This window comes from Variimorphobacter saccharofermentans (assembly GCF_014174405.1).
GTDB lineage: Bacteria > Bacillota > Clostridia > Lachnospirales > Lachnospiraceae > Mobilitalea > Mobilitalea saccharofermentans.
On sequence record NZ_JACEGA010000001.1, the window covers coordinates 494,455 to 519,680 of the forward strand.

Sequence of the window (25,226 nt, forward strand, 5' to 3'; positions counted from 1 at the left end):
TTATTGTGCTATACATCTCTTTGTTTATTATCAATCATACTCCTTGAAGTATATTCATATTATCACATTATTCAGGTCGCTGGAATTCAATCATCTTTGCTCCCAGAACTCCATTCTCCTCAGCAAAATTACACATATGGGTGATATAGTCATCCTTGACTTTATCCGAATCAAAGCTATATGCAGTTCTCCTGGTATAAGCTCCTTTCGTTGGATTATGAAAATACTCTTCAACGATGACATAGTCTGTGTTTTCGTTGAGTACGAAGGTATCCGGGCTTTCTATGGTGTAGGGGGTTGTAAGTAGAACTTCATCATAAGAATTTATTTCTTTTATTAGAATTTTGTCAACCACATCATTCACCACAACATGGATCTGATATTTATAAGTAATTGAATTTGTTTTTCCATTCACTGTTCTCTTGATGGTGCTGTCTATGGATTGTGAAAAGGAGTTCCCGGCATTATCGTTAGAAGCCATAAGGCCTGTGCTATTTCCGATTATGGTATAATAAGAACCGTCTTCCCTAAGATATACGGGGTTAACATAAATGATTTCATTGATGTACGGTGATACATACAGAGTTGCCTCACCGCCGTTTATTTCACCGTCGTCAGTAACATTCACACTGTGCTTTACGTCATGAAGTCCATTTGCGCATAAACCGGTACTGACAGTATTACCTTGTTCATCTTTTTCATCAATAAATCCCATAAAATATCCATCAAGACCTTCAAAGATTACAGAATTGCCTTCATCGGAGAGAACACCCTCATATATTCCATTTGCTTGAAATGGATTATCATTGATAATAGAAATGTTTCCACTTGAATCTATTTTGTAATCATCACGATCTAATTTGATTTCAGTCACTGGTTGTTCAGGCCAGCCTATGGTAACAAATACTCCTGCCAGTATGTCACCAGATTTCTTTGTACTGTCTCCATCTATTGCCAGCTGACATCCGACAGTTGTAGAAATCAGCATTAGAATTATTAAGAATAGGGCACAGCGCCTTGTATTTCTACTCTTCATCGATATCATCCTCCAAATTCCCATCGCTGGAGAGAATATCTCCAACATCACATTGTAAATAGTAACATATTTTATTCAACGTATTGAAGCGTACACCCTTTGCCTTGCCGCTTCTGAGCGCGGATAAATTTGCTTCGGTAATATTAATCAGCTTACATAGCTCCTTTGATGTCATATGACGTTCCTTCAGTTTCTCGTCTAAGTGTACAGTGATAGCCATAATTACCTCCATTCTGTTTTCATCTGCTATATGCTAAATGATCATTTCATTCTCTTCATATAGTTCCTTTGTTTCCTTGAAAAATCCTGATAGTATCATAGCGGAAATCGAGATTACTAATGGAGCCAGTGAGACATTCAATACGATGGAAGTATCGTTTAGTTGGCTGGAGAATACAAGCTGGAATAAGTTAAGAGCTATGTTACATCCTACCGTAAGGAATGCGGTACGTCTACTAAACATACCCATGCGTTTTGCCGCTTCAACTTCTTCCTCCTGTTTGTGCTTTGTAGATATGGTGGTCAGCAGTACAATTCCGGATACTAAGGTGACAATCGTGAATAGAACCGGAACCGTTTTCAATACGAAGGACAGCAATACGTAGACCTGGTTCATCTGTGTGCCTGTTGTAAATGATCTCTGGTCAATTTGTGAGAATAGCTCAAAAGTCGAAAAATATCCTAGTAGAAAGGTATACAGGATCGAAATGATATAGAGAAGAACTTGTAAACGCCTACATAGAAAGATCATTCTATTTTCTTCCTTCTCCTGTGAGAGAGTGGTGAGCATTCTAATGATCAAATACCCTATGACAAGAGTAAAGAAGATAATTGCCAGGGAAAGCCTGACTATGGACAGAGCTGATTCATCCATAAATAACTCGGGTACGTGACGATACATCAGATTAGGATTAACAAACAGAAAAAGCATATAAAAGCTATATATACTGATAATCGGAAGAAGAATATCTGAATAGTTCAGTTGCTTGCGTAGCTTCCGGAAGACAAGCCAGAAGATAGGCGTAAGGCATAATAGAGCATATATGATCAGTGCTATGATATTGCCAATAGAAGACTGCAGGGACAGACAACGAAGCCCCTTTCCGATAAGGTCAAAAGGTATGTAGAGTAGAAGAATAGCTTCTTCCATCCCAATATAATATTTCATGAAAAGGGATAGAGCGATGGCTGCGATACCTTCTATCAATAAGGCCACTAATATTTTTTTCATATCTTCACCTCAAAATTATTGTTTTACAATAATAATATATGTAAAATTATCGTTTGTCAATAATTTTGGAAAGAAAATACTCGATAACCATCGTATTGATATCATCCGATATCTCGTGATTGATGCCATGACCCACGTCGGATATGAATTTTGCATTCATTCCATATTGTTCGAGCAGAGCTTTGCCACCAAGTTTAGCAAAAGGATCCGCTTCTCCAACTAGATACATACATTTCTCCTTGAGACTTAGAACCTGCTCATCAGTAAAGCCAGTGACCTTATGATAGCCCATAGCCATTCTGTTAAAGCCGCGTAATAGGTATGTATAATGATCCAGGATTAAGGGATTTTGGGTGAACACAGCATAGTTTTTGCCAGTAAGCTTTATTAAGAGTTTCACAATATTCTTCTTGGTGGGCAACAGTGCTTCCGGACAAAATACTTTAATAATGGTTTTCATAGGACTGGAACCTGTACTCACGGGGACACTGGAGGCTAGTGCCAGCATCTTCTTTACTCGTTCCGGCCTCATAATTGCATAATACTGAATTAAATAACCTCCATTAGAAACACCAATCATATTCACCTGGTTTAGGTTCTGAATGTGATAAGTAACTGATCAAGGTGCTCATTACAGGCAATTGCAATAGACTAGTGACTGCTTATAAAATGGCAGATAATAGATTGTAGAAATTTATGTTTAGATTTTATTGATTATTGAAAAGCATAATCATAATCTGATTTTCAAGCTATTACAAAGAAAGTTTTGAAAACATAAAAAGTACTTATAAAGAAAACTAAGCTTGTGGCATCATTTATAGGTGACTTACTGATTTTCTACACGAGCGATATCTAAGGAGAAAAATTATGCAATATACAAAAAAAACAAAGTGGAATGAAATAAAGAAGAAATATAACTACGTCGTTGCATGGGGGACAGGATCACTGTTTCAGATGAATTATAGGAAAGAATACTATCCACTTGATCTGTTGGTTGATGGAACAGAAAAGCAAGTAGGGATGAAATTTGATGATTTAACGATTTGTGGACCAGATAAGATAAGTACTGATAAGAATGATAAAGTGCTGATTGTTATTTACACTATTTATGAATACGATATTTTAAATAAAATCAGCGAATTAGGAATCAATGCAGATACAATCATTTATAATTTACTAATAATTGAAGAAGCGGGTGACAGAAAGGTTCCGTTTTGGAATGGAAAGCATGCTGATGACATGATTTTATTAGAGCTGGTTAATAGACTGGGTTTTAATAAAAAGAAATATCTTGATATCGGTGTTTGTCATCCAATCATGAGAAATAACACATATTTATTGAATGAATTTGGATGGACAGGTGTTCTTGTAGAACCTAATCCTATTTTTCGAGAATTAATTAATATATATCGTAAGAATGATTTATTACTAGAATGTGGAGCAGGAAGTTCAAATGGAATGTTACAATACTATTCATTTCCTGACCATCTTGGCTACGGAACATTTGAGAAAAAAATCGGAGAAATTAGGGAAAAATCTGGATTGGCTTGTGTAAAGTTACAAATACCAATAATAGGAATTAATACAATTATAGAAGAGTATTTTGAAACATACCCTGCTATAATTGATATTGATATTGAAGGAATGGATTATGAGATATTGAAAGTATTGGATACGAAGAAATATCCGGTAGAGATCATTATGTGTGAGACGCAAGGAGATGAAGAAAAATATTGCAATATGATGAGTGAAAAGGGATATTTAAAGTATGCAAGTGTTGGAGAAAATACAATTTTTCTAAGACAGGATATTATACCGAATGGGTTATTTGCAATAAAATAAAAGAAAATAGGAATAATTATATTTACAACATATGTAAAATAGTTAAATGTGAGAAATAATCCAAAATAAAAAAGACCACAAACCCATTTATGCGGGCTTGTGGTCTTCATTTATCTATTCCCACTCAATCGTTGCCGGGGGCTTACCTGTAATGTCGTAGCAAATTCTATTTACATGTTTTACTTCGTTTACAATTCGATTGGAGATCCTACCAAGCAGTTCCCAGGGAAGCTCTGCAAATTCTGCAGTCATGAAATCGGTGGTCGTTACGGCTCTTAAGGCTATGGTATAATCATAGGTTCTTTCGTCACCCATAACACCAACGGAACGAAGATTAGTAAGTACAGCAAAGTACTGACCGATGCTTCGGTCTAAGCCTGCTTTTGCGATTTCCTCACGATAGATATAGTCTGCATCCTGAAGGATGGCAATCTTCTCAGGAGTAACATCTCCGATAATACGGATCGCAAGGCCGGGACCGGGGAAAGGCTGTCTGAATACCAGCTTCTCTGGTATACCGAGCTCCAGACCAACCTTACGAACCTCATCCTTAAATAGGTTACGAAGGGGTTCGATAATTTCCTTGAAGTCAACATAATCAGGAAGACCGCCTACGTTATGGTGGCTTTTGATAACGGCTGATTTACCCAGACCACTTTCGATAACGTCAGGGTATATGGTTCCCTGAACGAGGAAATCAACGGTACCAATCTTCTTGGCTTCCTCTTCAAAGACACGAATAAATTCTTCACCAATAATTTTTCTTTTCTGTTCCGGTTCACATACACCGGCTAATTTATCATAAAAGCGTTGCTGTGCATTTACACGAACAAAGTTCACATCAAATTGCTTTGTGAAGATTTCTTCCACTTCATCCCCTTCGTTCTTACGAAGTAAGCCATGATCCACAAAGATACAGGTGAGCTGCTTACCCACTGCTTTGCTGATCATAACAGCAGCGACGGAGGAGTCCACACCACCGGAGAGTGCACATAGAACCTTTTTGTCACCGATTTTCGCCTTCAGATTGGCTACTGCCTCTTCTGCAAAGGAGGACATAACCCAATCGCCGTTGCAATTACATACCCGATATAAGAAGTTATGAAGCATCTTTGTACCTTCCGGAGTATGAACAACTTCCGGATGGAATTGTACGCCATACAGGTTTCTTTCGGTATTTTCGATTGCTGCGATAGGGCAGGAATCAGAACTGGCTACGACTGTGAAGCCGGCAGCAGGCTTTTCAATATAATCCGTATGGCTCATCCAACAGATGGTATTGGTGGTAACCTCTTTAAATAAATTGGAGGAGTCGGATACCGTAATCTCTGTTCTGCCATATTCTCTTACCGGAGCTTTTGATACTGTTCCACCCAATAAATAAGTCATAAGCTGGCAGCCATAGCAAATACCGAGAACGGGTATTCCAAGGGAGAAGATACCGGGGTCGATGCTCGGTGCATCAGGCGCATACACGCTCGCAGGACCTCCTGTGAATATAATACCCTTTGGAGCGATTTCTCTAATACGGTCCAGGCTGGTAGTATAGGGAAGAACCTCACAATAAACATTACATTCTCTGACTCTTCTGGCAATCAACTGATTATATTGGCCTCCGAAGTCAAGTACAATAACCATTTCTTTTTCCACTTGTTGACCTCCTAATATTCATTTGTTTCAGTATTTAACGATCATTTACTAAAAATGTAGATACATAATACAACAAATTTCATAAATATGCTAGCCTAAATATTGTTTTCTTTCTAAGATATCATATTTCATCGAATATTGTCATATGGGAACGACTATAAATTAGGAGCAGGATGACTGACTTAGAGTTAATTATAACTATATTATTAAAATAATTCGATAATACTATTTACAAATATACAATATCATGTTATTATTATAAAAATATTACAATATCTGGTACTTTAATGGAAAGGTTTGGTGCGATTATGAAGGGGGAAATTACGCAGGAGATGTTTGCGCTTGTTCCGGAGATTGATTTTTCTTTCGGCATTCGCTATTTTCTTGGCAATATGGAAAACTATACGCGTGCGCTTCTGTCTATTCTGAAAAGTATCAAATCAAAGCTTCCGTTACTTCAATCCATGGTATTATCAGAGGAGTATGAGGGCTTACGGACCATTATCCAGACCTTGCGTAAGATGTTGAGTAATGTAGGAGCAACAGAACTGGCAGAGTCTACATATGAACTAGAGACATCATTACTAAATAATGATACGCGCATGGTGAAGGAATTGCTATCAAGATATATTGAAGAGATCGTTGTATTCTCTGACCACCTTGAGGAGCTATTAAGCAAAACGGAGGTTAAGGTGAAACCGTTGGAGGAGAATGGACAGACTTCCTTCTTAAATTATGATTTTTCTAAGACCAAAGAGAGTATTAAACGAACCTCCGATTTACTCGGTAGGAAAATAATATAGTTGACGCTTTACTACCCTGAAACAGGCACTATCTTTCCGCTGACAAAAGATAGTGCCTGTTTCTCTTCAAGTAATGCAACAAAAGTATCGTAGTTGGGTAAGATATATATTGCATTTTCTCTGGGTTTCTATTATAGTAAAGAAGAGGTATATACAAATTTGATACAGTGTATGTAAAGTTACGTACAACTTGTAATTGATGAATGATACGGAGGCAGATAACGATGCTGGAAAAGTTGAAAAAGGAAGTATATGAAGCAAATATGGAGCTCCAGGCAAAAGGGATGGTAATCTATACTTGGGGTAATGTAAGTGGAATCGATAGAGAGAAAAATCTGGTAGTAATTAAGCCAAGTGGAGTGGATTATGATACCATGAAGCCGGAGGATATGGTTGTTGTGGATTTTGATGGCAATGTCGTAGAAGGACATTATAAGCCATCCTCCGATACAGCGACTCATTTGGTCCTTTATAAAAAGTATCCGCAGATTGGAGGAGTAGTGCATACCCATTCTACCTGGGCGGTAGCCTTCGCACAGGCCGGAATGCCGATCACTGCATATGGAACCACCCATGCGGATTATTTCTATGGAGATATTCCATGTACCCGTGAATTAACAGAGAAGGAAATTAACGAAGCCTATGAATTGAACACAGGCAATGTTATTGTAGAGACCATAGGGGATAATGATCCGATGGCAATCCCCGGAATTCTTGTGAAAAACCATGGCCCCTTCGCATGGGGAAAGACACCTGCCGGCTCCGTATATAATACGGTAGTATTGGACAAGGTGGCAGAGATGGCTTATAAAACAATGATGATTAATCCGGATGTGAACAGGGTATCCCAGTACCTGTTAGATAAGCATTATTTTAGAAAACATGGAGCCAATGCATACTACGGCCAGGGATCAGAAGATCACTAAGAGTAATCACTAAGAATAATCACATAAAAACAATCAGGTATATCTTTATTGGAAGAATTCCTAACAAGATATATCTGATTGTTTTTTATAACTATTTATCGATTAATACGTTTCTTATCTTACTATGGTGACTTAACTAAGCGTTGCCTTCTGACCCTTGTCTCCGCGCCTTCTGTTACGTACCTTCTTTGCATTGAAAGTCTTTCCATTATATTCAAAGGTCTCTTCCGTTGGACTCAGGGCTGTTGCATAGCATACGGTATCATTTTTCTCTAGCGTGATTGCTTTGACACCACGACTGGTTTTCTTCAGTTCACTGACTTCGGATAGAGGGAAACCTAAGGATAGGCCCTTCTCCGTCAGGATAATTACTTTATGGTTACCGGCTAATATATCCCCGGCGGTGAGCAGGTTGATGGCAATAATTTCATCCCCGTCCTCCAGCTTGGTGGCATTAATCTGGGATCGATTTGTCTCGAATTCTACGCCGGATACCTGTTTGATAAAGCCCTTCCTGGTGGTAAATAATAACTGTGACTCGAATAGTTGCTCAAAGGAGGTATAGAGGATTACATTTTCTTTGTCCAGCTTACATAGAGTATGAATTAAGGTACCCTTATCCTTCATCTTACACTTTGGTATGGCCTCTGCTTTTACCTGATACATATTGCCTTCTGCAGTGAAGACACAGAGCCGGTCGGTATTCTTCATCTGAATAATGGTTACGAATTCCTTCAGGTTGTCCTCGGATACTCTGGTATAGCTGGTGGTATCAACGGATTTGATATAGCCAAAACGATCAATGAGAATATAGATATCCTCAATCTTAACCTCTTCCACATATTCGGTAACCGTAAGATTTGCCAATTCGGTTCTTCTTGGTGTATGGAATCTCTTCTTATACTCTCGTAAACGAGCTTTGATTACCTTAAATAATTCCTTCGTATCACCGAGAATTTTCTTATACTCTTCAATGGAAGCCTGCAGTGAGGTATTCTCATCATGAAGTTTCAGGATTTCTAGACCGATTAATTTGCTTAGCTGCATGGAAAGGATGGCATCTGCCTGTCGCTCGGTGAAATCAAGCTTTGCAGCCTCCTTTTTGGATTGGTCGGATTTGAATTTAATTCCTTCGGTGTTACCCTCCATAAGACAAGCCTTTGCCTGCTTCAGAGAGGTACTGCCGCGAAGAATTTCAATAATCAGGTCAATAACGTCCGTTGCCTTGATCAGTCCTCCGACGATTTCCAGACGTTTCTGGGCCTTATCTAAATTGTATTGATACTCTTTGGTATACAGCTCAACCTGGAAGTTAATAAATTCCTCAATAATGGTTTTCAGATTGAACACAATGGGTTGCTGATCCTTGACAGCCAGTAAATTCGCAGAATAAGTATCTTCCATAACTGTCTTCTTATAAAGACCATTCAGAAGATTGTCAAGATCGCGATCCTTCTTAACCTCAATGACAATTCGAATACCTTCCTTGGAGGATTCATCCCTGATATCAAAGATTTCATCGAATACCTTGTCCTTCATCAGGGATGCAAGGCTTTCCACTAATTTAGTCTTATTACCGGCTACAGTATAAGGAATCTCGGTGATTACGATATTCTTACGGCCATTGTCGCCGTTTTCAATCGTAACCTTGGAACGTATCTTTATCTTGCCCTCACCAGTCTCATAGAATGCCCGCATATCGTCCTGGTTGACGATAATTCCGCCAGTCGGGAAGTCCGGTGCAGGGACATGTTTCATTAACTGAGCAACGGTTATATTCGGGTTATCGATATAGGCAATGACACCATCGATTACCTCGTCCGGATTATGGGGAGGAATGTTTGTTGCCATTCCGACAGCGATACCGGTGGTTCCGTTGATTAACAGGTTGGGGATCATGGCGGGAAGAACGGAGGGCTCTTTCTCGCTGTCATCAAAGTTCGGTACGAACTCGATTAATCCCTTCTCCAAGTGGTCCAAGAGGGCCATGGCTCCCGGTGACAATCTTGCTTCAGTATAACGCATGGCAGCAGCGCCATCACCGTCAATGGAACCGAAGTTACCATGTCCGTCTACAAGAGGAACACTTAAGGTGAAATCTTCGGTCATTCGAACCAGTGCCTCATAAATGGAGCTATCGCCATGGGGGTGATATTTACCCATGGTATCACCGACAATACGGGCACTTTTTCTATGGGGCTTTGCAGGGTCCAGGCCAAGCTCCATCATGGAATAGAGAATTCTTCTTTGAACAGGCTTTAGACCATCCCGGACATCCGGCAATGCTCTTGCTATAATAACACTCATGGCATAATCCCGAAAGCTATTCTTCATCTCTTCGGAATAATCCAATTGGATAATCTGATCGGTAATTTTCTTCATCTTAATACTAACCTCCACCTATATAGTTGTGCAATTACGTGTCGGTCATGCCTAACGTAATAACAGGATTATTTCACATCTATGGGTAACACAAGCTGCATCCTAGATATCCAGCTTTGCGTATTTTGCTTCCTCCATAATGAAGCCACGTCTCGGGGGAACATTGCTGCTCATGAGCAGGGTTGTTATCTCGTCCGCTTCTACGGTATCACTGATGGAAATCTGTGCAAGTATACGGGTCTCCGGATTCAGGGTGGTTTCCCATAACTGGTGGGCATCCATTTCACCAAGACCTTTATATCGTTGGAGATTCAGTATTTTATTGCCTTCAATTTTACGAAACTTTTCTAGTTCAAAATCATTAAATAGGTATTCGGAGCGTTTGGTTTTCTTTCCTTTCACGCTGGTTTCATATTCAACACGGTAAAGCGGCGGTAGTCCGCGGTATACCTTTCCTTCCAGAATAAGCTCCGGCATAAAACGATAGAAGAAGGTGAGCAGAAGAGTACTGATATGTGCACCATCCACATCGGCATCTGTTAGGATAATGATTTTATTATAACGAAGCTTATTGATATCGAACTCATCCCCAATACCGCAGCCAAAGCTGGCAATCATGGATTTAATCTCGTTATTCACTAGAATTTTCTCCAGAGAGGCCTTTTCTACATTCAGGATCTTACCCCTAAGAGGAAGTACGGCCTGAGTTCGACGATTTCTTGCGGTCTTAACTGTACCACCCGCCGAATCACCCTCGACAATGTAGATTTCACATTCCTCCGGCTTTTTCGAGGTACAGGAGGCGAGCTTGCTCCGGGTATCCACATCATTAAGCTGCTTCATAACAGCTACTCTTGCCTTATCACTGGCACGTCTGGCATTAAAGGATTTTAAGGAATTATCCAAAATACTTCTTAATACCTCAACATTTTTATCAAACCAACGCTGTGACTCCGAGGTGAATACATCCTCCACAGCGCTTTTCGCATCGGTATTACCAAGCTTGGTCTTTGTCTGCCCTTCAAACTGAGGATCAGGATGCTTGATGGAGACTATAGCAACAATACCGTTACGGATATCCTTACCGTCAAAGTTCTCATCCTTATCCTTTAATATGTTCAATTCACGGGCATACTGATTCAGAACGCGGGTTAGTCCGGTCTTAAATCCGGTAACCAGTGTTCCTCCATCCACGACATTGATTCGGTTACAATATGCATTAATCTGTTCATTGAAGCTATCGGTATACTGAAAGGCAATTTCCACTTCAATATCTCCGCTTTTGCCCTCCAGGTAGATGGGCTCCTCATGAAGCGTATTCATTTCCCTGGTCAGGTAAGATACAAAACTTTTAATACCGAACTCTTCCTGATAGGTCTTAGTAATTCCATTAATCTCATCTGTAAAATTAATTATTAGGTTTTTATTTAAAAAGGCAATTTCCTTAAGCTTTTTCCGAATCATTTCTGATTTAAATTCAACAGTTTCAAAAATGGTATCATCCGGGTAGAAGGTTACTTTGGTTCCGGTATCGGATTTATTGCATTTGCCCACAACCGGCAGTAGTCCATTCTCCAGCTTTGTGACAGGATGTCCACCATTTATGTATTCATCCCTGTAGATCTTACCATCGCTTCTTACCTCTACGATCATTCGTTTAGAAAGAGCATTTACAACGGAGGCACCAACACCATGAAGTCCTCCGGACACCTTATATACAGTATTATCAAATTTGCCGCCGGCATGAAGAATCGTATAGACAACACGTACCGTAGGTATTTTCTTGGTGGGATGAATATCCACCGGTACACCTCGTCCGTTGTCACAGATTTCAATTCCACCATCCTTTAATAAGGTGATATTAATTTTTGTACAATAGCCGGCCAGATGTTCATCAATGCCATTGTCCAAGATCTCCCATATCAGATGATGCAAGCCTCTGGGACCGGTACTTCCGATATACATACCGGGACGTTTTCTTACTGCCTCCAAGCCTTCTAAAACAACGATTTGACTTCCGCTGTAGTGTTCCATGGTTCAAACCCCTTTTACATTCTATTTTCATAATTTCAAATTCACCCTATTATAACATAACCTTTTTGGATTTTCTAGTTTTATTGCAATCATATGTTCTCTAGACACAATAAGTTGTTATTTGGATGGCTGTAGGACACTAGTGAATGGGTTTTGATACCTTAATCCCGAAACAATTTTAAAAAAGTGATTGAAAAATGCGTAGAATATTGTATAATAGGGACAATTATTGATTCCCCCTCGAAGCTGAGCGACAGGGGGATTATTTCGGCAGGCATTATGAAACCATTGTGAGATGGTATCTATAGAAAGGCTAGGTGCATTCATGAACCAGTATCGGTATGAAACGCATCTCCACACGACCCAGGCCAGCGCATGTGCCAGAGTGAGTGCGGCAGAACATGTTAACTTTTATAAAAAAGCAGGATATTCAGGGATTGTTGTGACGGATCATTTCTTTAACGGGAACTCCTGTATTCCGAAAGAACTTCCCTGGGAACAACGAATTGATCTGTTCTGTAAAGGCTATGAGGATGCGAAAAAGGAAGGAGACCGGATTGGTCTTTCCGTATTTTTCGGTCTAGAAGTGAATTTCCGAGGAACAGAATTTTTAATCTACGGTGTTGATAAAGCTTGGCTGAAGAATCACCCGGATATGCTTTCATGGACTGTTGATGAGCAATATCGTCATGTTCATGCAGCAGGCGGGTTTATCATACATGCACATCCCTTCCGTGTAAGACCTTATATTAAGGAAGCACGCTTGTTTCCCGAGGCAGTTGATGCGGTTGAAGCAATCAATGTGGGAAATGGTTCGGACGAATTTGATCGACAGGCTATGGACTATGCAAAGCAGCATCACTTCCCGGTCACGGCAGGAACCGATGCCCATGGAAAAGAAAGTCTTCACAGTGGAATAGCATTTCAGCATAAGATAAAGGATATGCAGGACTTGATTGACAGCATTCGATCCGGTGAAGGTGAACTGATTCTACCACAATAGTTATAGTAGGAGGATTATATGAAGAAACCATTTGTTACGCTTGAGCAATTAAAAGAGATTACTAAGCAATATCCGACCCCGTTTCATATATATGATGAAAAAGGGATCCGTGAAAATGCAAGACAATTAAAGAAGGCATTTTCCTGGAACAAAGGTTTTAAAGAATACTTTGCGGTAAAAGCAACTCCGAATCCATTTATCATTAATATTCTGAAAGAGGAAGGCTGTGGTGTTGACTGTTCCTCAATGACGGAGCTTATGCTATCTGAAGCGCTGGGCTTTCAGGGAGACGATATCATGTTCTCCTCCAATGCGACTCCCCCTGAGGAGTTCGTAAAGGCCAGGGAATTAAATGCAATCATCAATCTGGATGATTATACGCATATTGATTTCCTTGAGAAGATGGCAGGCATTCCAGAGACCATCTGTTGTCGCTATAATCCAGGTGGTGTGTTTAAGACAGCCAATGGAATTATGGATAATCCGGGAGATGCAAAATACGGCTTTACGAAGGAGCAGCTAATCGAGGGCTTTAAGAAACTGAAGGAAAAGGGAGTGAAGACCTTCGGACTTCATTCATTTCTTGCGAGCAATACAACAACCAATGAGTATTATCCCACTCTGGCGGGAATTCTTTTTGAACTGGCAGTTGAACTTCGCGACAAAACCGGTGCGGATATCAAGTTCATCAACCTGTCCGGCGGAGTAGGTGTTCCATATAAACCGGATGCACCTGCCAATGACATTATGGAAATCGGAGAGGGAGTTAAGAAGGCCTTTGAAGAGATTCTAGTTCCAGCAGGAATGGGTGATATCGCAATATTTACGGAGCTTGGACGCTACATGTTAGCTCCCTATGGACACCTGGTTGCAACAGCAATTCATGAAAAGCATATATATAAAGAATACATCGGATTGGATGCCTGTGCTGTCAATCTGATGAGACCTGCTATGTATGGTGCCTATCATCATATAACGGTTATGGGGAAAGAGGATGCTCCCTGTGACCACAAATATGATATAACCGGTTCTCTTTGTGAGAACAATGATAAATTTGCAATTGACCGCATGCTGCCGAAGATTGATATCGGTGACCTGATTGTAATACACGATACTGGAGCACATGGATTTGCTATGGGATATAACTATAATGGCAAATTAAAATCAGCTGAGCTCTTACTTAAGGAAGACAATACCGTACAGCTGATTCGAAGGGCAGAGACTCCGAAGGATTATTTTGCAACCTTCGACTTCAGCGATATTTTAGGAGATATCTTAAAATAAGAGCAGGGTGTCAAAGGTCTGCTATAAACATTGGAATGAATATATATGTACTAATTATTCATAGATTTTCGGTTTGATGACTTTTGATATCTAATCACTTTAAGAAAATATTTTCGAACCGGAGCTTTAAGATATTATTCATAAAACAGGAGAATATTTTATTGGGTTTGAAGATAAGATATAATGTAACTTTTGAGTAGACAAATACTTAAATTATGAGAAAATTAATATTGTTGACAAGGAACTAACGATACGATATAATACTTTGAATGTATTGTATGTTGTATAAAAAGCAATATGGAGGAAGGGTGTTTTATGGTAGAAAAGAAAAACATATTGACTTATGAGGGTTTAAGACAACTGGAAGACGAACTTCATGATCTGAAAGTAAATAAAAGAAAAGAAGTAGCGCAGAAAATCAAAGAAGCCAGAGAGCAGGGGGATCTTTCTGAGAATGCGGAATACGACGCTGCTAAGGATGAGCAGAGAGATATTGAGGCAAGAATCGAAGAAATCGAGAAGATCCTCAAGAATGCTGAAGTGGTTGTAGAAGATGAAGTAGATGTTAATGTTATAAATATCGGGTGTAAAGTAAGAATTCTGGACATGGAATTCGATGAGGAATTGGAATACAAGCTGGTTGGCTCTACAGAAGCGAACAGCTTACGAGGTAAGATTTCCAATGAATCTCCTTTGGGAATGGCGTTAATCGGCTCCAAGGTAGGAGATATCGTTACGGTTGAAACCCATGCTGGAACAATGAAATATAAGATATTACAGATATTAAGATCTAACTAATAAGAATAAATCAGAGTAGTAGAGAAGTGCTTACTGCGATAAGAGGTGAAATTCATGGCTGAGGAAAGAGTTCAAACAGAGCAGGATATCAATGAATTATTAAAGGTAAAAAGAGCAAAATTGGCTGAGCTTCAGGAGAACGGCAAGGATCCCTTTCAGATAATGAAGTATCATGTTACCAATCATTCAAGTGATATCAAGAATCAATTTGAGGAGTTCGAAGGAAAGGTAGTGTCCATAGCAGGACGTATCATGTCCAAGCGTGTTATGGGAAAGGCTTCTTTCTGCAATATCCGAGATATCGGTGGAGATATTCAAGCATATGTAAAAAGGGATGAAGTTGGTGAGGAACCCTATGCTGAATTCAAAAAATATGATATTGGTGATATCATTGGTATTGAGGGAGAAGTATTCAAAACTCATACCGGAGAGGTTTCAGTAAAAGCAACAAAGATAGTGCTTTTGACGAAGAGTCTTCAGATTCTGCCTGAGAAATTCCACGGCCTGAAAGACACAGACACAAGATATCGTCAAAGATATGTAGACTTAATCGTAAATCCGGAGGTTAGAGACACCTTTATTAAGCGCTCCCACATCATCAGAGAAATCCGGAATTATCTGGATAGTAAAGAATTTATCGAGGTTGAGACTCCAGTACTGGTACCGAATGCCGGAGGAGCCGCTGCAAAACCGTTCAATACCCATCACAATGCTTTGGATGAGGACCTTCATCTGAGAATTTCCCTGGAGCTTTATCTGAAGCGTCTGATTGTAGGTGGCCTGGAGCGTGTATATGAAATCGGACGTGTGTTCCGTAATGAAGGATTATCCGTAAGACATAATCCGGAATTCACCCTTCTTGAATTATATCAGGCCTATACTGATTATTACGGTATGATGGATTTGGTAGAGGAGCTGTTCCGCACAGTGGCACAGAAGGTTCTTGGTACAACTACCATTACTTATGACGATGTTGAGATTGATTTATCCAAACCATTTGAGCGATTAACCATGGTGGAAGCTGTGAAAAAATATGCCGGTGTGGATTTTGAACAGGTACCGGATGAGGCAGCAGCAAAGGCTCTTGCAAAAGAGCATCACATAGAGTATGAAGACAGGCATAAGAGAGGCGACATTATCAATCTGTTCTTCGAGGAATATGTAGAAGAGCACCTGATCCAACCAACCTTTATTATGGATCATCCGGTTGAAATCTCTCCGCTTGCCAGCAGAAAACCGAGCAATCCTGATTATACGGAGCGCTTCGAGTTATTTATCACAAAACGTGAGATGGCAAATGCGTTCTCCGAGCTAAATGATCCTCTGGATCAAAGAGGACGTTTTGAAGCACAGGAAGCACTTCGTGCTGCCGGTGATGAGGAAGCAAATCAGATGGATGAGGATTTCCTGACTGCATTGGAATATGGTATGCCGCCGACAGGTGGAATAGGAATCGGTATCGACCGTTTTGTAATGCTGTTAACGAATTCTCAGGCGATTAGGGATGTATTGTTGTTCCCGACAATGAAGAGCTTGAATTAGTGTACGGATTTATGGAACTTTATGGTAATCCATAGAAGTCCAATCGTATCCAATCGTGCCACGAGAATACCACATTTCTTAAGGATTTCTGTGGATTTCAATGGTGTTTAATGGATTCAATTAAATAACTCAACTTACCTCTATGGATTGTCAGAGACGTGGCAAATTGAGGTATAGCCGGTTCGAAAATGAACATTTTTAGGCACTCGTATTTAGTAGAAATACTGAATATGGGTGCCTTTTTTGCGTTTAACAAAGCTTTTTCATTCGTACACAACAATACATCCTCTTTACACGAAAGGAGGCTAATATGCCAAAGGAAAAATCTCCGCCTGTAAACTTGGATAAGTACTTGGAAGGAAGAAACCACAAGTACATGACGTATGAGAAAGCTTCTCGATTGTATGGACTGCCCTTTTGGGGCTTTGTGTCTGTGGCGAAAGAAGCAAAGGCAACTTGGAAACTTAGAAAAACAGCGATTGTAGATACTGTTGTCTTTGAGAAGTATCTGGAAGAATATTGTGCAATAAGCGTAGATGAAGATGTATTTAATGAGATGGAGGATTATGTTATGCCGAGAACAAGAAAAGAAGTAGAGAATCTTGAGGAATTAGTGAAGTCAAAAAAGAAAAAGTATGTGAGATATGCCGAGGGAGCAGAACTGTTTTCTATGGGACTACATAGCTTTCAGTCCCTTGCGAAAGATGCAGGAGCAATTCGTAAAGTAAAGGGTTGTGTATTGGTTAATTTGGAAAAGGTAGAGGCGTTTGTTGAATCATTTGCAGAGGAGGATTTCTAAGATGGATAGTGAGAAGAATTGCAGAGTTATAGCCGTAGCAAATCAGAAGGGTGGCGTTGGAAAGACGGTTACATGCGTAAATCTTGGTATTGGCCTTGCAAGAGAAGGCAAGAAAGTGTTGTTGATAGATGCGGACCCACAGGGTTCGCTGACTATCAGCTTAGGTTTTCCGGAACCGGATCAGATGGAGTATTCACTTGCAACTGCAATGATGAAGATCATTAATGATGAGATGGTAGATGTGCAGCATGGAATATTACATCATGAAGAGGGTGTTGATATTCTCCCGGGCAATATCGAATTGTCCGGTTTGGAAATTTCGCTGATAGGTGTTATCAGTAGAGAGACCATCCTCAGAGAGTTCATCAGTTATGCCAGAGAACGCTATGATTATATCATTATTGATTGCATGCCATCTCTTGGCATGTTGACAATCAATGCACTTGCATCCGCAGATTCTGTACTTATTCCAGTTCAGGCTGCTTATCTTCCGGTGAAGGGTTTACAGCAGCTGATAAAGACAATCGGCAGGGTAAAACGTCAGTTGAACCCTGAACTTAAAATTGAGGGTATTCTCTTGACTATGGTTGATAACAGAACGAACTATGCGAAGGATATATCCATGCAAGTTTACGAGGCATATTCTTCCAGTATCAATGTTTTTGCAGTAGAAATACCACTTTCCGTAAGAGCGGCTGAAATCAGTGCAGAAGGAAGCAGTATCTACGAATATGATCCAAAGGGGAAAGCGGCATTTGCCTACACAGCTTTAATCAAGGAGGTAATCCATCATGGCAGGTAGAGCAGGACAGAAAATCAAGTTGACAAGTATTGACGAGTTATTGTGTGTTCCGGAGACTGAAGGAACGATAGACATAGATGTGAGAGCAATTTATCCTTTTGAGAATCATCCATTTAAGGTAATAGATGATGAGAAGATGGATGAACTTGTGGAGAGCATTAAGGCGAATGGTGTATTGACACCGGTTCTTGTACGACCGGATGATGAAGGTACATACGAGATGATTTCCGGGCATAGAAGATTACATGCAGCTAAGAGAGCGGGACTGTTTCGAATTCCGGCAATCGTAAAGGAAATGACGAATGATGATGCCGTGATAGCGATGGTTGATGCTAACGTCCAAAGAGAAGAGGTATTACCTAGTGAAAAAGCGTTTGCATTTAGAATGAAATTTGATGCTATTCGCCATCAAGGAAAAGGCACAGATGCAACTTTGTTTCCTGAAGGAACAAAGTCAAATTCGGGAGACATAGTCGGCCAGAGTGAGGGATTAACTAGAACACAAGTATATAGATATATCCGTCTCACAGAACTTATTCCAAAGCTTCTCGATATGGTAGATGAAAAGAGATTGGCATTGTCAGTTGCAGTAGAACTTTCTTATATGAATAAGAATGTTCAGCAGTGGATTTATGAATTTATTCGTGAGAACGGAATGATTAAGCAGGAACAGATCATGGAGCTTCGCAAGTATCGTGACGATGCGAATATGACGCAGGAGCAATTGATAAATATTTTGATTGGTAGCGTATCTACTACACCGACAACTAAGAAGATCACTTTGAACGAAAGAAAGCTCCATAAGTTCTTTCCGGCATATTACTCCAAGACGGAAATGGAGCGGGTAATATTTGGATTGTTGGAACAGTGGAAACAGGCTCAGAATAGTGAGGAGAAATAAGAAGTATGAGAATGAGTTATTTTTATGGTACACAGGCAGACCAGTTTAGTTTTATAAGGATACCAAAGGAGCTGGTGGTGGGGGAAGCTTTCGCTTCCCTCTCAGTCCAGGCAAAGATTCTCTATGGAATGCTTTTGGATAGAATGGGGATGTCCTATAAGAATAAATGGTTGGATGAAGAAAATAGAGTTTACATCGTGTATTCGCTGGATGAGATTCAGTCGGATATGAATGTGTCAAAACATAAGGCTGTTGACTGCCTGGCAGAACTTGAAAATGTCGGCTTGATAGTAAAGCGAAAAAGAGGTAAGGGATTGCCAAACCAGATATACGTCAGGAATTTTACTATAGCACCAGTGACCTCTTCGGTGTAGAAGTGCAAAAAATGCACTTCAAAGGTAATTGGAGGATACAAAGGTGAGCGAGAAGATAACGTTTTCCTATTTTTATGGACAAGAAGCAGACAAGCTCAGCTTTTATAGAATACCGAAGCTGTTGTTTACGAATGACTACTTTCGAGAATTATCTACAGATGCGAAAGTGCTATATGGATTGATGCTTGATAGAATGTCGCTCTCTATAAAGAATAAATGGTTTGATGCGGAACAAAGAGCCTATATTTACTTTTCTGTAGAGGATACTATGGAAATGCTGAACTGTAAAAAGAATAAGGCTCTTGATACATTGAAAGCCTTAGAGGAATTCTGTTTGATTGAACGTAAACGACAGGGACAAGGAAAACCAGCGATTATATATGTGAAATCATTTATGGAGGAGATTCCTGAGAATGTTCAGAGGTTGGAAAAACAAACTTCTGAACAGGAAGAAAAGGGCTCAGAGGTTGGAAATATAAACTTCTTGAAGTTGGAAAATCAAACTTCTGGAGGTTTGGAAAATAAACCTTTAGAGGTTGGAAAAATAAACCCTAATAATACTGAGAATAGTGATACTGAGTATAGTAATCCTGATCTAATCGTATCGGAGGATACCGGTAGCGGATTGGATGAGTATCATGCCTATGCAAATATTATTCGCGAAAACATGGAGATTGATATTCTGTATCAGCGGTATCCTTACGACAGAGAACTATTGGATGGGATTTATGATTTGATTTTGGAGACTGTTCTTTGTAAGAGTGGCAATGTGATTATTGCAAGCAATGAGTATCCGATCCAGTTGGTCAAGTCAAAATTTTTGAAGCTGAACAGTTCCCATATTCAGTATGTGATAGATTGTCTGAAAGAGACTACTTCTAAAGTGCGTAATATCAAAAAGTATTTGTTAGCGGCATTATTTAATGCACCATCCACAATGAAAAGCTACTATCAAGCAGAGGTGAATCACGATATGCCACAGTTTGCTGTGAGAGCAATCTAGTCAGAACAATTGAGAAAGTGAGGAAATTGACTATGTATATTGATTATGAGGAATCCTTTTATTACGATAAACCAAGTTCCATGAGCTCCGGAGTTTCCAGTGAAGCGGTGGGCCTTGGATTGGGACTCGGTGTCGGTTTGATATCAACTATTATATCAGGACTACTTTTCCTGATTGCCAGAATTGATATTCTGAGTTCATCATTACTGGGATTGTTGTTTTATCTGCTGACATATAGGTTTGAATGGAATGAGCCTGTATATATCATTGGAGTTATAGCAATTGTCTTGGTATCAATGATGTTACAGCATCTTTTTACGGTGTTTCGGATTTTATATGGGATATTCAACTGTGTTGCAGTATCGCTAAGGATATTTTTGTGCAGAAGGGTATGTTCGTTGCCAAGTATGTGGCTAAACTTGTTTTGCCGATTTTGTTAGGACTGGTGCTTTTAGTGTCAGTTGTAGCGATTCCGGTAGTGGCAATCGTGGGAACTATCTACAATTCACCGTTTGCCATATTCTTGCCGTCTCTTGAGGATGGAGATACCGTTACAACAGTAGCAAGTGTGTATGTTGCAGATTTTAACCTGGAAGTGAATGAACTTAAAAGTAACCATACCAGATATGATGATGGAAAGATTGTATATGTCGGATATGAGGGGGAAGGCCATCCTGGTAGCCAAATAGTGAGGGCGTATCATCAGAAATGGTGGTACGCCTTTTTGTAATTTATGGAAAGTATTGACTTTTTTTATATAAGTTTATATTAGTATTATCCTTTTTGAACTTTCCAAGGACCATTACGATAAAAGATAATTGAAAGTACTGTAGCAACACACCATCCAATTGGCCATGCACACCAGATTCCGGTTGCACCGAGTGCTGTTCTTGAAAAACAGAAAGCAAGCAATACACGCAGAATCAAATCTGTAAAAGTGGCTATCATAAATTTTTTCATCATACCGGCTCCCCTCAAAATTCCATCTGCTACTAACTTTGTAGAAACCACGAAATAGAAAGGCGACAGAATTTTTAGATAGAGGATGCCTGTATGCATGGCAAGTTCAGTTGGATTGTCAATAAATAGTTTTAATACGATATTCCCGCCAAAGAAGTAAAGTAGGAACAGTGGGAGGCTAAGCATCCATACTAATTTGACGCCAACACCAAAGCCCTGTTTTATTCGTTCAAACTTCATGGCACCAAGATTCTGTGCCGTATAGTTAGAAATTCCGTTTCCAAGTGTTGTAAAGGAAGTAATCACAAGATTATTCAGTTTTACAGCAGCGGAATATCCGGCCATGACAGGGGCTCCGAAACCGTTGATAATACTCTGGATAATAATGTTACCTATGGAAATAAAGCTTTGCTGCAAAGTACTTGGAATGGCAATCACTACAATCTGTTTTAAAAGCTGTAAATCAAATAGAGGAGCTTTTTCTTTTCCTTCGATTTTGGCAAGTCTCTTGAATACTACAATCATTGCCAGAATGCAGCTGATTCCCTGACAGAGAAATGTTGCCAACGCTACGCCGGCTACCCCAATGTGGAATGCCTTTACAAACCAGATATCTACTGCGATATTGGACATAGAAGATATCGCCAGAAAGTAAAATGGTGTTTTGGAATCTCCGAGTGCAGAGAAGATACCGGTAGCAATATTGTAGAAAAAGACAAATGGTAATCCCCATGCGTAAATATCCAGATACAGTTTTGAATCCGCAAATACTTCTTCCGGGGTTCGAATCAACCGAAGCAGCATGCCGGAGCCTGCTATTCCGATGAGCATTAACAGGACACAAACAAAACCACTGAAAATACAGGCAGTGTAAACGGCAGTTTTCATTTCCTTATAATTTCTGGCTCCAAACAGCTTGGAAACGACAACGGAACAGCCCATGTTACATCCAAAGGCAAAGGCAATAAAAATCAAGGTGATTTCATAACTGTTTCCAACGGCAGCTAAAGCATTTTCTCCTATAAACTTTCCGGCTACCAGACTGTCAGCTATATTATAGAGCTGCTGAAAAATTATACTTCCAAACAAAGGCATACAGAATTTCCACAGTACGGTTTGTGGTTTTCCCACGGTCAGATCTTTATTCATTGTCAGATTCCTCCATTGTCTTTTCTTATCGAGTGTATTATAATTCGTTCAAAGATATGTGTAAAATATTAATTTTAATATTGAGATATATGAAATTGATATGCGAGGAACTGCAATGAACATCAGTTATGACTATTACAGAGTCTTTTATTATGTTGCAAAATACAAGAGTTTTACCGGAGCAGCCAAAGCACTTCTTAATAACCAGCCTAACATTACCAGGATGATGAAAAAACTGGAAGAGGAATTGGGGTGCACATTGTTTGTAAGGCAGCGGCATGGTATTATACTGACTCCGGAAGGAGAAAAACTGTATGCCCATATCTCCATTGCTTTTGAACATATTCTGTGTGGAGAGGAAGAAATAGCCAGGGATAAAAGCCTACAGTCAGGGATAGTTACGGTAGCAGCCAGCGAAATTGCACTCCATTGTGTATTGCTTCCTGTTTTGAAAATATTCCGAAAGAATTTTCCCGGCATCCGTATCAGAATACTAAACCAATCTACGCCACAGGCAATTGATGTGTTGAAAAAAGGACTGGCAGATTTTGCAATTGTAACAGAACCTTTTGACCTTCCCATTGGGCTTGGTTCACAGGTGCTTAGAAGCATTCGTGAAGTGCCGGTTTGTAGCACAGCATTTTCTCTTTCTACAGGTACTACTCTTACTGAAGAACAGATAAAAAATTATCCATTGATTGGACTTGGGGAGCAAACAGCTTCTTTTCGCTTTTATTCAGACGTTTTCGGCAGAATGGGAATGTCCTTTACGCCGGATGTGGAGGCTGCTACAGCAGACCAGATTTTACCGATGATTAAATCTGATCTGGGAATTGGCTTTGTACCAATGGATTTTCTGGAAAAGGAAAACAGGGAGAATCTGGTTATCCTCAACATGGCACCAGACATTCCTGCCAGAAATATTTGTCTTCTGAAACGGAGAGGTATTTCGTTGAGTATTGCAGCTTCTGAATTAGAGCAACGGATTTTATATGAGGTTTCCATAACGTAGATTTCTTCTGAAAAAGGTTGAATTACCTGTATAGTTATGGTAATATAAAAAGATATGAATATGAAGTAGTCAGGTGTCAGAGCAATTTATAAAATTGGCTCTGGTGAAAAGGGAAACAGGTGAAAGTCCTGTGCGAACTCGTCACCGTAATTAGGGAGCTGAGGCCGATATATCACTGGGAAACAAGGAAATCCTTTCCTGGGAAGATGGCGGATGCGATGATTTTCAAGCCGGGAGACCTGCCTGATTGCTGTACAGAAACGATAGTTTCAGACCACGAGTAACTGGTTGTACATTAAGAAAGTATGGGAGAGTTGTTTGTCTATGATTTTCCTATATGTTTCTTTTGTGTGCAAACCCTTTACCTGTTTAGGAAAAGGGTTTTTTATTTGTGTTGCCAAAATATTGTTTCTGACGTACATATTTAAGATAAAAAGAATGGCAGGTGAAACTGTCGAAGGAGGAAACATGAAAAAAAGAGTAGTAGCATTATTAATGGCAGCATTGATGGGAACACTCTGCATGACAGGATGTGGAAACAGTAAGGAAACAATGGTAGAGAGTTCTGTAGAAGCGGGAGAAGAGAAAACGCAGACTGAAACAGAGGAAGATGCCGATCAAAAAGCAGCTGATGAGGTGGCGGCAATGATTGATGCGATTTATGTGCAGCAAAGAACAGATGAGACAGATAAGCAGTGTGCTGACGCCAAGGCTGCTTGGGACGCTTTGACAGATGCGCAGAAAGAATTGGTAGAGGGTGAAAATGCAGACCCAGATTATTTTGGAAGAGATACCGGTGATGCATCTAAGGATGACCCGCGTAACCAGGATGAAATCGGCGAAAATGAGATTTTGGTTGTGAGCTTTGGTACTTCCTTTAATGATAGCCGTGTAGCTGACATTAAAGGAATTGAAGATGCCTTGCAGGAAGCTTATCCGGATTGGTCAGTGAGAAGAGCATTTACAGCTCAGATTATTATTAATCATGTGCAGGCGCGTGATGGTGAGTACATTGACAATATGGATCAGGCCTTGGATCGTGCGGTGACGAATGGCGTTAAGAATCTTGTGATTCAGCCTACGCATTTAATGCATGGAGCAGAGTATGACGAACTGATGGAAGCAGTAGAGGCATATCAGGATCAGTTTGAAACTGTAAAGGTTGCAGAGCCACTGCTTGGAGAGGTGGGAACGGATGCAACTGTAATCAATGCAGATAAAGCATTTGTTGCAGAGGCAATTACCACAGAAGCGGTGAAGGATGCCGGCTATGACAGTCTGGATGCAGCAAAAGAAGATGGTGTTGCATTTGTATTTATGGGACATGGAACCTCTCATACTGCAAAAGTATCATACAGCCAGATGCAGACACAGATGGGAGAACTTGGCTATGACAACGTATTTATCGGAACCGTGGAAGGAGAACCGGAAGAGACTGCGTGCGAGGCAGTGATTGATGCTGTAGCACAGGCTGGATATACGAAAGTGATACTTCGTCCACTGATGGTAGTTGCAGGAGATCATGCAAACAATGATATGGCCGGGGATGATGAGGATTCGTGGAAGAGTATGTTTACTGCATCCGGCAAGTTTGACAGTGTGGATACACAGATTATAGGTCTTGGATCTATTGATGCTATTCAGCAGCTTTATGTGGCACATACGAAAAACGTAATAAATGAATAGAGGATAACG

Annotated in this window: 23 protein-coding genes and 1 riboswitch; of the genes, 15 read left to right on the top strand and 8 right to left on the bottom strand. The window is 40.0% G+C overall.

Features of this window, described 5'->3' with window-relative positions; genetic code table 11:
* Positions 1 to 67 precede the first annotated feature (67 nt).
* From H0486_RS02235 to H0486_RS02250, 4 genes are read right to left on the bottom strand one after another with little or no spacing between them, the layout of a single operon-like run.
* Positions 68 to 1,036, bottom strand: coding sequence for a hypothetical protein (locus H0486_RS02235; protein ID WP_228351460.1), 969 nt, complete (start codon positions 1,034 to 1,036; stop codon positions 68 to 70).
* Positions 1,026 to 1,256, bottom strand: a complete 231-nt coding sequence (locus H0486_RS02240) for a helix-turn-helix domain-containing protein (RefSeq protein ID WP_228351461.1) — start codon at positions 1,254 to 1,256, stop codon at positions 1,026 to 1,028. Before H0486_RS02240 ends, H0486_RS02235 begins: the two co-directional genes overlap by 11 nt.
* A 33-nt stretch (positions 1,257 to 1,289) precedes the next feature.
* Positions 1,290 to 2,267, bottom strand: a complete 978-nt coding sequence (locus H0486_RS02245) for a hypothetical protein (RefSeq protein ID WP_228351462.1) — start codon at positions 2,265 to 2,267, stop codon at positions 1,290 to 1,292.
* A 46-nt stretch (positions 2,268 to 2,313) separates the two neighbouring features.
* Complete coding sequence (locus H0486_RS02250) at positions 2,314 to 2,847, bottom strand: alpha/beta hydrolase (RefSeq protein ID WP_228351463.1); 534 nt, start codon at positions 2,845 to 2,847, stop codon at positions 2,314 to 2,316.
* Positions 2,848 to 3,134: 287 nt separating this feature from the next.
* Between H0486_RS02250 and H0486_RS02255 the strand changes: the two genes are divergently transcribed.
* Positions 3,135 to 4,109 (top strand): FkbM family methyltransferase, encoded by a 975-nt coding sequence (locus tag H0486_RS02255; protein ID WP_228351464.1) that lies wholly within the window; start codon positions 3,135 to 3,137, stop codon positions 4,107 to 4,109.
* Between the two features lie 114 nt (positions 4,110 to 4,223).
* Here H0486_RS02255 and guaA read toward each other — a convergent pair whose 3' ends face one another.
* A complete protein-coding gene (gene guaA / locus H0486_RS02260; protein ID WP_323163521.1) occupies positions 4,224 to 5,759 on the bottom strand; it encodes a glutamine-hydrolyzing GMP synthase in 1,536 nt (511 codons plus the stop codon).
* A gap of 308 nt (positions 5,760 to 6,067) precedes the next feature.
* Between guaA and H0486_RS02265 the strand changes: the two genes are divergently transcribed.
* Both H0486_RS02265 and H0486_RS02270 read left to right on the top strand, forming a co-directional pair.
* A complete protein-coding gene (locus H0486_RS02265) occupies positions 6,068 to 6,562 on the top strand; it encodes a hypothetical protein (protein ID WP_228351465.1) in 495 nt (164 codons plus the stop codon).
* Positions 6,563 to 6,786: 224 nt separating this feature from the next.
* Positions 6,787 to 7,488 carry an L-ribulose-5-phosphate 4-epimerase gene (locus H0486_RS02270; protein ID WP_323163522.1) on the top strand — a complete coding sequence of 234 codons (702 nt, stop codon included), beginning with the start codon at positions 6,787 to 6,789 and terminating at the stop codon, positions 7,486 to 7,488.
* Positions 7,489 to 7,620: 132 nt separating this feature from the next.
* Here the strand turns inward: H0486_RS02270 and H0486_RS02275 are convergent, their stop codons facing one another.
* A complete protein-coding gene (locus H0486_RS02275) occupies positions 7,621 to 9,870 on the bottom strand; it encodes a DNA gyrase/topoisomerase IV subunit A (protein WP_228351466.1) in 2,250 nt (749 codons plus the stop codon).
* A 102-nt stretch (positions 9,871 to 9,972) separates the two neighbouring features.
* Positions 9,973 to 11,904, bottom strand: a complete 1,932-nt coding sequence (locus H0486_RS02280) for a DNA gyrase/topoisomerase IV subunit B (RefSeq protein WP_228351467.1) — start codon at positions 11,902 to 11,904, stop codon at positions 9,973 to 9,975.
* A gap of 325 nt (positions 11,905 to 12,229) precedes the next feature.
* Here H0486_RS02280 and H0486_RS02285 point away from each other — a divergent pair, with 325 nt between their 5' ends.
* From H0486_RS02285 to H0486_RS02335, 10 genes are all read left to right on the top strand, one after another.
* Complete coding sequence (locus tag H0486_RS02285; RefSeq protein ID WP_228351468.1) at positions 12,230 to 12,907, top strand: PHP-associated domain-containing protein; 678 nt, start codon at positions 12,230 to 12,232, stop codon at positions 12,905 to 12,907.
* Positions 12,908 to 12,925: 18 nt separating this feature from the next.
* Positions 12,926 to 14,191, top strand: coding sequence for a diaminopimelate decarboxylase (locus tag H0486_RS02290; RefSeq protein ID WP_228351469.1), 1,266 nt, complete (start codon positions 12,926 to 12,928; stop codon positions 14,189 to 14,191).
* Between the two features lie 315 nt (positions 14,192 to 14,506).
* Positions 14,507 to 14,989: a transcription elongation factor GreA gene (greA, locus tag H0486_RS02295; RefSeq protein WP_228351470.1), complete on the top strand. Its 483-nt coding sequence runs from the start codon at positions 14,507 to 14,509 to the stop codon at positions 14,987 to 14,989.
* 54 nt (positions 14,990 to 15,043) lie between these two features.
* On the top strand, positions 15,044 to 16,531 hold the full coding sequence (gene lysS, locus H0486_RS02300) for a lysine--tRNA ligase (RefSeq protein WP_323163523.1): 1,488 nt from the start codon (positions 15,044 to 15,046) through the stop codon (positions 16,529 to 16,531).
* A 310-nt stretch (positions 16,532 to 16,841) separates the two neighbouring features.
* Positions 16,842 to 17,330, top strand: coding sequence for a DUF6462 family protein (locus H0486_RS18405; RefSeq protein WP_323163524.1), 489 nt, complete (start codon positions 16,842 to 16,844; stop codon positions 17,328 to 17,330).
* A gap of 1 nt (position 17,331) precedes the next feature.
* Positions 17,332 to 18,132 (top strand): ParA family protein, encoded by an 801-nt coding sequence (locus tag H0486_RS02315; RefSeq protein WP_228351471.1) that lies wholly within the window; start codon positions 17,332 to 17,334, stop codon positions 18,130 to 18,132.
* Positions 18,122 to 19,033: a ParB/RepB/Spo0J family partition protein gene (locus tag H0486_RS02320; RefSeq protein ID WP_228351472.1), complete on the top strand. Its 912-nt coding sequence runs from the start codon at positions 18,122 to 18,124 to the stop codon at positions 19,031 to 19,033. Before H0486_RS02315 ends, H0486_RS02320 begins: the two co-directional genes overlap by 11 nt.
* 5 nt (positions 19,034 to 19,038) lie before the next feature.
* On the top strand, positions 19,039 to 19,407 hold the full coding sequence (locus H0486_RS02325; RefSeq protein ID WP_228351473.1) for a replication initiator protein A: 369 nt from the start codon (positions 19,039 to 19,041) through the stop codon (positions 19,405 to 19,407).
* A gap of 43 nt (positions 19,408 to 19,450) precedes the next feature.
* The gene (locus H0486_RS02330; protein WP_228351474.1) at positions 19,451 to 20,410 is read left to right on the top strand and encodes a DUF6017 domain-containing protein; all 960 of its coding nucleotides are present in this window, start codon (positions 19,451 to 19,453) and stop codon (positions 20,408 to 20,410) included.
* A gap of 379 nt (positions 20,411 to 20,789) precedes the next feature.
* A complete protein-coding gene (locus H0486_RS02335) occupies positions 20,790 to 21,140 on the top strand; it encodes a hypothetical protein (protein WP_228351475.1) in 351 nt (116 codons plus the stop codon).
* A gap of 44 nt (positions 21,141 to 21,184) precedes the next feature.
* On the opposite strand, the gene H0486_RS02340 is transcribed toward H0486_RS02335, so the two are convergent.
* Positions 21,185 to 22,519, bottom strand: a complete 1,335-nt coding sequence (locus H0486_RS02340) for an MATE family efflux transporter (RefSeq protein ID WP_228351476.1) — start codon at positions 22,517 to 22,519, stop codon at positions 21,185 to 21,187.
* A gap of 115 nt (positions 22,520 to 22,634) precedes the next feature.
* Here H0486_RS02340 and H0486_RS02345 point away from each other — a divergent pair, with 115 nt between their 5' ends.
* Positions 22,635 to 23,531 (top strand): LysR family transcriptional regulator, encoded by an 897-nt coding sequence (locus tag H0486_RS02345; RefSeq protein ID WP_228351477.1) that lies wholly within the window; start codon positions 22,635 to 22,637, stop codon positions 23,529 to 23,531.
* A 54-nt stretch (positions 23,532 to 23,585) separates the two neighbouring features.
* Positions 23,586 to 23,792: riboswitch (cobalamin riboswitch) on the top strand.
* A 207-nt stretch (positions 23,793 to 23,999) separates the two neighbouring features.
* A complete protein-coding gene (locus H0486_RS02350; RefSeq protein ID WP_228351478.1) occupies positions 24,000 to 25,217 on the top strand; it encodes a sirohydrochlorin cobaltochelatase in 1,218 nt (405 codons plus the stop codon).
* Positions 25,218 to 25,226: the final 9 nt, after the last annotated feature.

Excerpts from the sequence above, each read along its gene's own strand:
- H0486_RS02235 (WP_228351460.1), bottom strand. The coding sequence starts at position 1,036 with ATGAAGAGTAGAAATACAAGGCGCTGTGCCCTATTCTTAATAATTCTA.
- H0486_RS02275 (WP_228351466.1), bottom strand. The coding sequence starts at position 9,870 with ATGAAGAAAATTACCGATCAGATTATCCAATTGGATTATTCCGAAGAG.
- H0486_RS02345 (WP_228351477.1), top strand. The coding sequence starts at position 22,635 with ATGAACATCAGTTATGACTATTACAGAGTCTTTTATTATGTTGCAAAA.
- H0486_RS02340 (WP_228351476.1), bottom strand. The coding sequence starts at position 22,519 with ATGAATAAAGATCTGACCGTGGGAAAACCACAAACCGTACTGTGGAAA.
- H0486_RS02265 (WP_228351465.1), top strand. The coding sequence starts at position 6,068 with ATGAAGGGGGAAATTACGCAGGAGATGTTTGCGCTTGTTCCGGAGATT.
- H0486_RS02315 (WP_228351471.1), top strand. The coding sequence starts at position 17,332 with ATGGATAGTGAGAAGAATTGCAGAGTTATAGCCGTAGCAAATCAGAAG.
- H0486_RS02240 (WP_228351461.1), bottom strand. The coding sequence starts at position 1,256 with ATGGCTATCACTGTACACTTAGACGAGAAACTGAAGGAACGTCATATG.
- H0486_RS18405 (WP_323163524.1), top strand. The coding sequence starts at position 16,842 with ATGCCAAAGGAAAAATCTCCGCCTGTAAACTTGGATAAGTACTTGGAA.
- H0486_RS02325 (WP_228351473.1), top strand. The coding sequence starts at position 19,039 with ATGAGAATGAGTTATTTTTATGGTACACAGGCAGACCAGTTTAGTTTT.
- H0486_RS02245 (WP_228351462.1), bottom strand. The coding sequence starts at position 2,267 with ATGAAAAAAATATTAGTGGCCTTATTGATAGAAGGTATCGCAGCCATC.
- H0486_RS02250 (WP_228351463.1), bottom strand. The coding sequence starts at position 2,847 with ATGATTGGTGTTTCTAATGGAGGTTATTTAATTCAGTATTATGCAATT.
- H0486_RS02285 (WP_228351468.1), top strand. The coding sequence starts at position 12,230 with ATGAACCAGTATCGGTATGAAACGCATCTCCACACGACCCAGGCCAGC.
- H0486_RS02350 (WP_228351478.1), top strand. The coding sequence starts at position 24,000 with ATGAAAAAAAGAGTAGTAGCATTATTAATGGCAGCATTGATGGGAACA.
- H0486_RS02280 (WP_228351467.1), bottom strand. The coding sequence starts at position 11,904 with ATGGAACACTACAGCGGAAGTCAAATCGTTGTTTTAGAAGGCTTGGAG.
- H0486_RS02255 (WP_228351464.1), top strand. The coding sequence starts at position 3,135 with ATGCAATATACAAAAAAAACAAAGTGGAATGAAATAAAGAAGAAATAT.
- H0486_RS02270 (WP_323163522.1), top strand. The coding sequence starts at position 6,787 with ATGCTGGAAAAGTTGAAAAAGGAAGTATATGAAGCAAATATGGAGCTC.
- lysS (WP_323163523.1), top strand. The coding sequence starts at position 15,044 with ATGGCTGAGGAAAGAGTTCAAACAGAGCAGGATATCAATGAATTATTA.
- H0486_RS02290 (WP_228351469.1), top strand. The coding sequence starts at position 12,926 with ATGAAGAAACCATTTGTTACGCTTGAGCAATTAAAAGAGATTACTAAG.
- H0486_RS02320 (WP_228351472.1), top strand. The coding sequence starts at position 18,122 with ATGGCAGGTAGAGCAGGACAGAAAATCAAGTTGACAAGTATTGACGAG.
- greA (WP_228351470.1), top strand. The coding sequence starts at position 14,507 with ATGGTAGAAAAGAAAAACATATTGACTTATGAGGGTTTAAGACAACTG.